A 10,721-nucleotide genomic window follows, 5' to 3' on the forward strand; every position below is an offset into this window, starting at 1 on the left:
CCTGCAACTCCTTCACCCGAACTGCCACAGACAGCTCCACAGCCAAGGTGGTAAGTGAACTGCCGGCTCCTGTCAAAAGGAGCTTTGCAGAGGCTTGAGCCGTATGCGGGGAAACTCGCACGTACGGTTCTTAGGGGGCGGGGCGGCAGTAATGCCGTCCTGCTACCCGACACCGGGAACTGCGACGACGCACCCGACTGGCCAGCATCTTCCCCAACATGGATTCCTGCCTGCGCCTGGTCTCGGCGCTGCTGGCCGAACTCGACGACGAGTGGATGACCGGCAAGGTCTATCTCAACCTCAACCCGTAACCCCGGCGTCATGACCAACACCACGGAAATTTACAGTGTCGTGTCCCGGCTGATTGGTAACACGTCTGTTGAACAGTTCGGGGTGTGATCGCTGCCATTGTTTCATGGCCTGGATGGGGCTGACATGCCCCAAGGCTTTCTGTGGCAGTTGGTGATTGTACAGCCAGACATACCGCAGGATGGTGGCCTCAAGTTCTTCGCCGGAATGGAAGTGATGGGTGCGCAGGATGTCGGCGATGCGCCCGTTGAAGCGTTCAACCATGCCGTTGGTCTGCGGGTGTTTTGGGCGGGTCAGGCGATGCTCAATGCCTAGCTCCTCGCAGAGCTGATCGAACTGATGCCTGCCGGTCGGCGTACGCTCTCCCCGTGTGATGAAGCGATCCGTGAATTCCTTGCCGTTGTCGGTCAGGATCGTTCGGATACGGAAGGCAGCGGCCTTGTGCAATTCCTTCAGGAAGCGCCGGGCGTTGGTAGCGCTCTTGCTGGCATAGACACGCACGAACACCCAGCGGGTGGCGCGATCAATGGCCACAAACAGGTAACGCCGCGTGGTTTCGTCCGCCATCTGCGGCAGGTACTTCACATCGATGTGGACGAAGCCGGGCTCGTAGGCCTTGAACGGCTTGGTCCTGGGGCGATCCACGCTCAATGCCTCGCGCGCCGACACTCCATGGCGTTTGAGCATGCGGTGCAAGGCAGCGCGTGAGACGGTCGGATGGATGAACTCGCGTACGACTGCCAGCAGGTCATCCAGCGAAAGGCCCAGGCTTTTACGCAAGACGAGCACGATGGACTCCTGGGCCGGCGTCAGCGTGGTTTGCAGTCGATGAGGGGTATGGGAGGCGTCATGAACCGATGCACGCTTCTTCCAGCGAGCGATGGTGGAGACACTCACGCCAAAGCGCTGGGCCAGAACCCTCATGGGCTCCTTGCTGACCTGGATCTCGGCGCGGATCCTGGGTGTCGTGGTGGCGTTCTTGTGTGTTACCGGACTCGCCTTTCAGGAAAAGACCCGCGGGATTCCCGCAGGCAATTCGAACCTCGTTACTCCAACCGGCACTGTCGTCGGATCCATGGATGGCAAGCCGCTTTGCGTCGCGTGGTCCGCCGGGCCCGTGCCTGGCGACGACCGGCCGCATCGGGCGCCGATGATCCGGGCATTGCCCATGCACTTCAAGCTTTCACGCCAGCGGCGCGCGCGAACCGTGACGGCCGGCCGCCGGAGCGGCCCCCCCGGCGCCGGCCACCAGCGTCCTGGCAACCTCGTCCAGGCTGGCGACCGCGATCCCCGCCGCACTCTCGCCCGGCTCCGCCCCGGGGCCGCACAGCAGGAACCGGCGGACGACCCCCGCAGCCGCGGCCACCTCCATGTCCTTGGGCGTGTCGCCGACCATCACCGACCCGGCCGGATCCAGCCCGTGCCGGCCAATGGCCTCCAGCAGCATCCCCGGCTCCGGCTTGCGGCAGGCGCAGGCCACCTTGTACGCGCCCTGCCCCGCCTCCGGGTGGTGCGGGCAGTAATAGGTCGCCAGCAGCGGCGCGCCCTCCTCGGCGAAGCGCGCGTGCATCCAGCGGGTGTAGGCGCGGAACTGCGCCTCGTCGTAATAGCCGCGGGCGATGCCGGCCTGGTTGGTGACCACCACCAAGGCGTAGCCGGCGGCACGTGCGGCCCGAGCCAGGTCGAAGATGCCGGGCACCCAGTCGGTCTGCCCGGGCGTGTGGACGTAGCCGTGGTTGACGTTGATGACGCCGTCCCGGTCCAGGAACAATGCCTTGTGCGGGCCTGGGCCGGCCAGTCCGGCGGCCTCCGGCGTGGAGGTCACCACGGGTTCGCGGATCCCGGCGCTCATGGCGGGGGCGCGGAGAACAGCGACTGCGCCCGGGCATAGTCCTCGGGCACGCCGATGTCGATGAAGTCGGAGGTGCGCTCGAACGCCGCCACCTGCCCGGCCGCGCTCCACGGGCGCAGCACCTGTTCCTCGAACGACCAGGCGCCGGCGGCGTCCGGCAGGCGCGCGAATCCCTCGGCGGCCAGGAAGTAGCTGCCCGCATTGATCAGACCGGCGCCGACGCCGCCCTTCTCGCGGAAGCCCACCACGCGCCCGTCGGCGACCTCCACCGCGCCGTAGCGGCCGACGTCGTCCACCGCCGCCAGGGCGATCCCCAGCACGCAACCACGCGCGCGGGTGGCGTCCTCCAGCGCCCGCGGGTCGTAGCGGAGGAAAGTGTCGCCGTTGGCCAAGTGGACGCCGTCGCCCCGCACGTATGCCAGGGCCTGGCGGATGGCGCCGCCGGTGCCCAACGGCGACTCCTCCACCGAATGGACGACCTCCATGTCCCGCCAGCGGTCGCCCACCTGTTCCTCGATCTGGTGCGCGCGGTAGCCGGTGGCCAGGATCACCCGGCGCAGGCCCGCGTCCGCGCAGGCATCCAGCAGCCAGGCCAGGAACGGGCGGCCGGCCACCGGGGCCAGCGGCTTGGGCAGGTCCGGGACGACCTGGCGCAGGCGCGTGCCCAGGCCGCCGACCAGGATGATGATCTCCTCGGCGGCCATCAGCGCGGGAAGATTTCGCTCTCGATCAGCGCGCACAGCAGATGGCCGATGAACTCGTGCCCCTCCTGGATGCGCGGCGTCTCGGTGGACGGCACCTTGAAGCACACCTCGCAGCGCCCGGCCATGTCGCCGCCGGAGGCACCGGTGAAGCCGATCACCTTGATGCCCTTCTGTTCGGCGACGTCGAGCGCGCGCAGCACGTTCTTCGAGCGGCCGGAGGTGGAAATGGCCACCAGCACGTCGCCGGCCTGGCCCAGTGCCTCGACCTGGCGGGCGAAGGTGTAGTCGTAGCCGTAGTCGTTGCCGATCGCCGTCAGGATCGAGGTGTCGGTGGTCAACGCGATGGCCGGCAGGCCCGGGCGGTCGTAGTAGAACCGGCTGACCAGCTCGCCGGCCCAGTGCTGGGCGTCGGCGGCGCTGCCGCCGTTGCCGCAGAACAGGATCTTGCGGCCGGCCCGCAGCGCCTCGACGCAGATGGCCACGGCCCGGGCGATCTGCTCACGCAGGCCGGCATCGGCCGCCATCGCGTTGAAGTTGGCCAGGGTCTTGTCGAACTCGGCCTGGACGAACTGGTTTATCCGATTTTCCACGAGGTGGCTCCGTAGGGAGTGAAATGGGTGTCGTACACGGTGCCACCGGCACCGGACAGGGCACGCACCAGGCGCACCCGCTCGGACGGGTCGCAGACGAACATCATGAACCCGCCGCCACCCGCGCCGGAGACCTTCGCCGCGCGGGCACCGTTGGCGAAGGCCAGCGCCTCGATCTGGTCGATCATCGGGTTGGTGATGCTGCTGGCCATCTTCTTCTTGGCCTCCCAGCCCGACTGCATCACCTCGGCGAACCGCGCCAGGTCGCCGCGCAGCAGCGACTCCTTCATCTGCACCGCCTCCAGCTTGAGCCGGTGCATGGCCTCCAGCGACTGGGTCCTGCCCTCGCGGACGTTGCGCGACTGCTCGTCGATGATGGCGGCCGACGCCCGCGACACGCCGGTGAAGTACAGCACCAGGCTGGCCTCCAGCTCGCACCAGACCCAGTCCTTGATGCGCAGCGGGTTCACGATGACCCGGTCCCCGGCGTAGAACTCCATGAAGTTGAAACCGCCGAACGCCGCGGCGTACTGGTCCTGCTTGCCGCCGGACAGGCCCAGGTCCTTGCGCTCGATCTCGTAGGCCAGGTGGGCGATCTCGTACTCGCCCAGGGCCAGGCCGAAGTACTCGTTGAACGCGGCCACCAGGGTGACCACCATGGTCGAGGACGAGCCCAGGCCGGAGCCGGGCGGGGCGTCGGAGTGGGCGCGCACGCGCAGCGCCGGACGCTTGCCGCCCAGGAACTGCTGGCACACGCGCAGGTAGACGCCGCGCATCAGCTGGGTCGGGCCCGGCGCCAGGTCCACCCTGGCCGGGTCCATCCGGTCCGCGTGGCCGGCGTCCTGCGCCTCGAACTCCGCCAGGTCCGACCGGGCGTCGCTGACGGTCGCGTAGGCGAACTTGTCGATGGTGACGTTCATGACGAAGCCACCGTGCTGGTCGCTGAACGGCGACACGTCCGTACCGCCACCAGCCAGGCCCAGGCGCAACGGCGCGCGGGATCTGACGATCATTTCCGGTTTTCCTTGCTTGGTTCGATCGAGAGGGCGTCCACCAGCTGCGCCGACAGCGCCTGGCGGGAGAACAGCGAGGCGGCCAGGCGCGCACCGGCGCGGGAGCGGCGGCGCCACAGCTCGTCGTCGGCCAGCAGCGCGGCGATGGCATCCGCCAGCCCTTCCGGACCGTCCTCGACGGCCGCCACGTCCTCCAGACCCGGCATGCCCTGCGCACCCACCCCGGTCGTCACCACGGGAACGCCGTTCTGCAGCGCTTCCACGACCTTGCCCTTGACTCCCGCACCGTAGCGCAACGGCACCACCGCCACGCGGGCCTGATGGTAGCGCCGGACCAGTTCCTCGTCGCTCACGTAGCCGGTGACCTCCACCAGCCCGCCGGCGAGCGCGCGGACCGCGTCGGTCGGCTTGGAACCGACCAGCGAGAGCCTGAGGTCCGGATACGTGCGCCACAGCCGGGGCATCACTTCCTGCACCAGCCACAGGGCCGCATCCACGTTCGGCGAATGGGCAAAGCCGGCCACGAAGAGCAGCCCGGAACGGCCATCGGGTTCGGCGGCGTCGTTGAAGCGGTCGAACGCGTAGGGCGCGATGGCGCGCACGCGCGTGCCCGGCTGCAGCGCCGCCACCTCGTCGGCCTCCTCCTGGGACGGATACAGGACGATGTCCGCGCCGCGCCACAGCTCACGCTCCATCGCCTCGAAGCGCTCCGCCTCGGCGCGGAGGTCTTCGCGTCCGGACACGTCCGCCTCGCGCAGCAGGCGGCGGAAGTGCAGGTCGTGGCCGTAGTAGGCCACCGTCACCTGCGGCACGACGCTGCGGAGGGCCTGCAGGTACGGCACCGAGATCTGCGGGCGGGACAGCAGCACCGCGTCCAGCTCCGCGCCACACTCGCGCAGGTACTCCTCGAATCCACCCACCCGCCTGCTGCCGTAGATGACCTCCACGCCGCGGCGCTGCAGTGCCGGCGCGTAGTCGGGATCCAGCCACAGATTGTCGGGCCAGAACTTGACCACCCAGCCGGCGCCCAGCAGGGCGTCGATGAAGGCCGCCATGGTCCGCGAGCCGGCATCGCGGTCCGGCTGCGGCACGTAATGGTCCACGATCAGCGCCACCTTGCGGCCCCACGAGCGGTCGCGGGCACGGAACACGTGCTTGCCGTTGGGATAGTGCGCCTGCAGGGCGCCCTCCCAGCGCTTGCGCAGCTTCTCCTGGTTGGCAACCTGGTAGGCCTTCACGCCGCCGGAGGTGTCGGTGCCGTGCGAGATGCCCTCGAAGTGCACCACCGTGGAGAACGGCGTGTAGTAGACCTGACGCCCGGCCTGGCGCACCTTGAACGCCAGGTCCGAGTCCTCGCAGTAGGCCGGACAGTAGTGCTCGTCGAAACCGCCCAGCTCACGGAACAGGGCCAGCGGCAGCAGGATGCTGGCGCCGGAGCAGTAATCCACCGGGCGCACGTAGTTGAACTCGTGCTCGCCCGGGTCGCGCAGGCGGCCGTAGTTCCAGGCCGAGCCGTCGCGCCAGACGATGCCGCCGGCCTCCTGCAGGCGACCGTCCGGATACACCAGCCTGGAACCGGCCATGCCGGCGTCCGGATGGTCGGCGAACACGTCCAGCAGGCCGTCCAGCCAGCCCGGCATCACCTGGGTGTCGTTGTTGAGGAAGCACACGTACTCGCCGCGCGCCAGTTCGGCCGCGGCGTTGCAGGAACGGATGAAACCGAGGTTCTGCGGATGCTCGTGGTAGCGCAGCCCCGGCACCCCGGCCAGGCGCCCGATCTCCGGATCGCCGGAGGCGTCCTCCGCGACGATGATCTCGTACGGCACGCGCGGCGCGGATTCGACGATCGAGCGAACCGCGGCGGCGGTGTAGCCGAGGTTGCCGTAGGCCGGAATGATGATGGACACGCGGGGCGCGTCGAACACCGGCACCGCAAGACCATCCAGGACGTGCTCCACGTCCTGGACTGCGGTCACCACCTGCGCGGTGATCGCCCTGGCCCGCTGCTTCTCCGTCCTCGCCAGCAGCCACCGCCGGACCGGCGTCGCGAAGGGCGCCAACAGCGGATGCGATCCCAGCCCGCGACCGCGCAGGGAAGCGACCACTGCTGCCCAGTCGCCGCGCGCCACGCGTGCAGCGAAGCGGAGGGGCTTGGTTACCCGCCAGGAGCGGGACGAGAGTACCGCCTGGAGCAGGTTCCTGAGGGCCTCGTGCGTCCGCCGGAGATCGTCGTACGCGCGCCGGACCTCGCCGTGGCTACGCTCGAGGGCCTCGTGCGTCCGCCGGAGATCGTCGTACTCGCGCCGGACCTCGCCGTGGCTACGCTCGAGGGCCGTGTGCGCCTGCTCCAGCGCCTCATGTGCCTGGCGCAGCTCGCCGAGCGTATCCCGGAGCGAACCCAGCTCCCGGTCGAGGGACAGCGCCCAGGCGGTCCGCTCCTCGAACTCGCCCTGCAGAGTCGCGTAACGGGAGCGCCACTCGGTGATCTCCTTGTCCTGCGCCTGTGCCCACCTGGCCACTTCACGGTGGCGCTCGTAGAGATCCTCTGTCTCCGACAACAGGATGGACGGCCCCAGCCCGGGCAGCAGGCGCTCGTCCGCGGCCGCCAAGGCGATGAAGTACACCGGCTCGTCCCACGTGGCCACGCGCTCCTCGACGGCCCCCGCCGCCTCGGCCAGGCCCTGCCAGCTTCCCGACAGGCGGTCGGGCGCCAGATGGGTGATCGTGGAGGCCACCGCGAGACGCTGGCCGACGTACCGCACGGCCGGGAAGTGGCGCCCGAGCAGTTCGGACAGCTCGGCCATGTCCAGCTCGCGGACATGGAACTCGTTGTGGTGGCCCGCCTTCTCCGAATACACCTTGCGATTGGGCGAGGAAAGGATCAGGCAGCCCTCCGGCCTGAGGACGCGCCGGATCTCGGCGATCATCTCCTCCTGCTCATGGAGGTGTTCCAGCGTCTCGAAGGAGACGACCACGTCCACGCAGTTGTCCGGCAGAGGGAGCGCGGCGGCCGAACCCTGTTCGAAGCGGAGGTTGGCGATACCGGCGTACTTCGTCCGGGCGTGTTCCACCGCCTCCTGCGAAATGTCCACGCCCACGACGGAACGCGCGACCCGAGCCATGGCGGCGCTGCCATAGCCCTCCCCCGAGGCGACGTCCAGGACGTCCTTGCCCGCCACCGCCGACAGGCACCAGGAGTAGCGATGGAGGTGCTCTTGGCGGATTTCGCCCCCCTCCGTGGGGATGAAGCGCTCGCCCGTGAATTTCATGCTCATTCGCCCTGCCTGCGTGCAATCTCGATGGCGGCCATGGGGATGCCTACCAGCCCATGGCGCATGGTTTCGTCGACCGCACGGAACTCGAGGGCATCGTGCAGCCAGTGCTGTTGGGTATGGTCGTCCTGGCTTCCGGACGCGACCGCCGCGTCCACCATGTAGCTTCCCGATGGAAGCACCGGCATGCGGAACCGGAAAGTCGCATCGATGACCTCACCGGCCGCCATGGACGTATCGGCGTTGCGATAGGCCAGATAGGTGTTGTCGCCGAAAAGGCGCTGCCCCAGCCTGTCCTTCACGTAGAAGCCGACGATCGTCGACTCCAGCGCCTTGTTCGCACGCACGCTGATGCGCAGGTTGACCACTTCGCCACCGGAAAGCAGCGGAGCGGGCTGCCCCTCGGCATCCAGCAGGGCCACGTCCACGATGGTGGCACCGCCGGCGCCGAACTGCGGGCCGGCGCGGTCCGGGTCGAATTCGAACACCGCCAGGCGGTTGCAGACGCCCAGCTCGTCCATCAGCTTCTTGCGGAAGTCCTCCCGGCAGGCCTCCTCCCGCTGCCTGCGCCGCTCCACGCCCACGTCCACGTGGACGACCTCGCCGACAGCGTCGGCGCGACCGCGCGCGTGCTGCTGGGCCATGTAGGCCTCGACTATGGCGCCGGCGCTGCCCTCCATCCGCACCTGTCCGTCCTCCAGCCAGATCGCCCTGGAGCACAGGTTGGTGACGGCGGCCGCGTCGTGGCTGACGAACAGCAGCGTGCCGTGCTTCTGGAAGTTGCGCAGGAAGCGCATGCACTTCTGCGCGAAGAACGCGTCGCCCACCGACAGCGCCTCGTCGACGATGAGGATGTCCGCGTCCACATGGGCGATGACCGCGAAGGCCAGGCGCACGGCCATGCCACTGGAATAGCTGCGCACCGGCTGGTCGATGAACTCGCCGATGTCGGCGAAGTCCAGGATCTGCTGCATGCGCTCGTCGATCTGGGCGCGCGTCAGGCCCAGGATCGTGCCGTTGAGGTAGACGTTCTCGCGCCCGGTGAAGTCGGGGTTGAAGCCGCTGCCCAGCTCCAGCAGGGCGGCCACCCGGCCGTGCACCTGACAGGTGCCGGTGGTCGGCCTCAGGGTGCCGGCGATGATCTGCAGCAGCGTGGACTTGCCCGAACCGTTGCGGCCGATGATGCCCACCGTTTCGCCGCGCCGAACCTGGAAGGACACGTCGCGCAGGGCGTGGAACTCCCGGTGCTTGCCGTCGCGGCCGGTGAGTGCCTGCCACAGGCGCTGCGATGGCTTCTCGTACATCCGGTAGGTCTTGCCGACCCCGTCCACCCGGATCACCGGCTCGCCCAGAGCCGGCTGTTGCCGCTCAGAGGACATCGCCGAACCCTCCGCGCATCCTGCGGAAGACGGCCAGGGCCAGCGCCCCCAGCATGGTGACACAGGCGGTATACAGACCCAGGGCGCTCCAGTCCGGCATCCGCCCCCAGATCACGACCTCGCGCGCCTGGTCAATGATCATGGTCAGCGGGTTGGCATAGAACACCCAACGGTAGCTCTCGGGCAGGCTGTCCACCGGCACGATGGCCGAGGACAGGAACTGCATCGCCGCCGCCAGCACGCCGACGATCTGGCCGATGTCGCGCAGGTAGACGCCGAGCGCGGACAGGAACCAGCCAACCGCCACGGCCAGGATCGCCAGCGGCGCGATCACCACCGGCAGCAGCAGCGTGTGCCAGAACAGCTCCCCGTGCCAGACCCACTTGAGCAGGATCAGCACAAGAGCGTTCATGCCGAGGTGGAACAGGGCGGTGAGCATGGTGCTGCAGGCCAGCAGCTCCAGCGGAAACACCACCCGTTTCACGTAGCTGGGATTGGACAGGACCAGATTGGGGGCCCGCGTCAGACACTCGGCGAAGAACCCGTGGATGATCAGGCCGGTGAACAGGATCAGGGCGAAGTCCGTGGTCGAGCCCGAGGTGCCAGGCCACCGGCTCTTTAGGATGTAACCGAACGCCAGGGTGTAGACCATCAACATCAGGAACGGGCTGATCAGCGACCACAGCAACCCGATCGCCGCGCCGCGGTACCTGCCCAGGATCTCCCGCTTGGTCAGCTCAGCCAGCAGGGAACGATACTGCAGGACCCTGGGCAACAGTTGGCTCATGCTCTCCGCCATCAGCGCAACGCATCCTCCAGGTCGTCACGCAGGTCCTCGAGCGCCTCCACGCCCACGCTCAGGCGCACCAGGGCGTCGGAGATGCCCAGGCGGGCGCGGCGCTCCGGGGGCACCGAGGCGTGGGTCATGACCGCCGGGTGGTTGACCAGGCTTTCCACGCCGCCGAGCGACTCGGCCAGGGTGAACAGCCGGGTCCGTTCGCAGAAGCGGCGTGCGGCCTCGTAGCCGCCGCGCAGCACCACCGAGACGATGCCTACCCACCAAACTGCTTGCGCCCAGCACGCCAACGCGCAACTCAGCCACGCTTCAACCCCACCCCTGCGAGCAAACGCCGCACGGTCAGATACGCCGCAGCCAAGCCAAAGCGCAGCCACACCCCAAGTGTTACCAGCCACATCAACGCGCCCGGATACTGATGGCGAAAAAGCTTGCCATAGAACCCGGAACAAGTCAAGATAGTTGTCGCCTGATTGTAGCGAACAAATAAACTGTCCGGACTTGTAGCACGAGGTTTGTCCGGTTTTCATTAGGTATGGAAGGAGGTGCCTAATGAGACGGACGCAGTTGCTACAGGAGGTACGGAAGATGCGGTTTGAGGAAGCGTACGAGGGCTGGCAGTCGGGTCGGCTGACGCAGGAAGAGGCGGCCAGGCTCCTGGGGGTGTGTGACCGGACATTTCGGCGCTACATTGCCCGCTACGAAGAGGAGGGGTTGGAGGGCCTGGTTGACCGGCGTCTGAGGCAGGTCTCGCACCGCAAGGCGCCGGTCGATGAAGTGATGGCGCTGGTGGAGCGCTACCGTAG

At 68.1% G+C, this 10,721-nt stretch carries 9 protein-coding genes and 2 pseudogenes; 2 read left to right on the forward strand and 9 right to left on the reverse strand.

Features of this window, described 5'->3' with window-relative positions; translation table 11 throughout:
• Positions 1-170: 170 nt before the first annotated feature.
• Positions 171-311 (forward strand): annotated as a pseudogene (locus ASC37_RS11580) (transposase); the annotation flags it as partial.
• Here ASC37_RS11580 and ASC37_RS10960 read toward each other — a convergent pair.
• The 9 genes and pseudogenes from ASC37_RS10960 to ASC37_RS11785 form a co-directional block, all read right to left on the reverse strand.
• Positions 301-1,266, reverse strand: coding sequence for an IS481-like element ISRme14 family transposase (locus tag ASC37_RS10960; RefSeq protein ID WP_055424404.1), 966 nt, complete (start codon positions 1,264-1,266; stop codon positions 301-303). The pseudogene ASC37_RS11580 and the gene ASC37_RS10960 sit on opposite strands and share 11 nt — an antisense overlap.
• A gap of 226 nt (positions 1,267-1,492) precedes the next feature.
• Complete coding sequence (locus ASC37_RS10965; RefSeq protein ID WP_082438488.1) at positions 1,493-2,161, reverse strand: D-glycero-alpha-D-manno-heptose-1,7-bisphosphate 7-phosphatase; 669 nt, start codon at positions 2,159-2,161, stop codon at positions 1,493-1,495.
• Complete coding sequence (locus ASC37_RS10970; protein WP_055424405.1) at positions 2,158-2,865, reverse strand: nucleotidyltransferase family protein; 708 nt, start codon at positions 2,863-2,865, stop codon at positions 2,158-2,160. Before ASC37_RS10970 ends, ASC37_RS10965 begins: the two co-directional genes overlap by 4 nt.
• Positions 2,865-3,443: a D-sedoheptulose-7-phosphate isomerase gene (locus ASC37_RS10975; RefSeq protein ID WP_082438489.1), complete on the reverse strand. Its 579-nt coding sequence runs from the start codon at positions 3,441-3,443 to the stop codon at positions 2,865-2,867. The genes ASC37_RS10970 and ASC37_RS10975 overlap by 1 nt, the downstream gene beginning before the upstream one ends.
• A complete protein-coding gene (locus ASC37_RS10980; RefSeq protein WP_055424406.1) occupies positions 3,440-4,468 on the reverse strand; it encodes a GHMP family kinase ATP-binding protein in 1,029 nt (342 codons plus the stop codon). The genes ASC37_RS10975 and ASC37_RS10980 overlap by 4 nt, the downstream gene beginning before the upstream one ends.
• Positions 4,465-7,743 (reverse strand): methyltransferase domain-containing protein, encoded by a 3,279-nt coding sequence (locus tag ASC37_RS10985; protein ID WP_088178287.1) that lies wholly within the window; start codon positions 7,741-7,743, stop codon positions 4,465-4,467. Before ASC37_RS10985 ends, ASC37_RS10980 begins: the two co-directional genes overlap by 4 nt.
• A complete protein-coding gene (locus tag ASC37_RS10990; RefSeq protein ID WP_055424408.1) occupies positions 7,740-9,119 on the reverse strand; it encodes an ABC transporter ATP-binding protein in 1,380 nt (459 codons plus the stop codon). Before ASC37_RS10990 ends, ASC37_RS10985 begins: the two co-directional genes overlap by 4 nt.
• The gene (locus ASC37_RS10995; RefSeq protein ID WP_082438490.1) at positions 9,109-9,906 is read right to left on the reverse strand and encodes an ABC transporter permease; all 798 of its coding nucleotides are present in this window, start codon (positions 9,904-9,906) and stop codon (positions 9,109-9,111) included. Before ASC37_RS10995 ends, ASC37_RS10990 begins: the two co-directional genes overlap by 11 nt.
• A gap of 11 nt (positions 9,907-9,917) precedes the next feature.
• A pseudogene (locus ASC37_RS11785) lies at positions 9,918-10,172 on the reverse strand (PLP-dependent transferase); the annotation flags it as partial.
• Between the two features lie 331 nt (positions 10,173-10,503).
• On the opposite strand from ASC37_RS11785, the gene ASC37_RS11005 reads away from it, so the two are divergent.
• A partial coding sequence (locus ASC37_RS11005) for a helix-turn-helix domain-containing protein (RefSeq protein WP_072248007.1) occupies positions 10,504-10,721 on the forward strand: 218 nt, incomplete at its 3' end.

Origin of the sequence: Tepidiphilus thermophilus (assembly GCF_001418245.1) — a bacterium.
GTDB lineage: Bacteria > Pseudomonadota > Gammaproteobacteria > Burkholderiales > Rhodocyclaceae > Tepidiphilus > Tepidiphilus succinatimandens.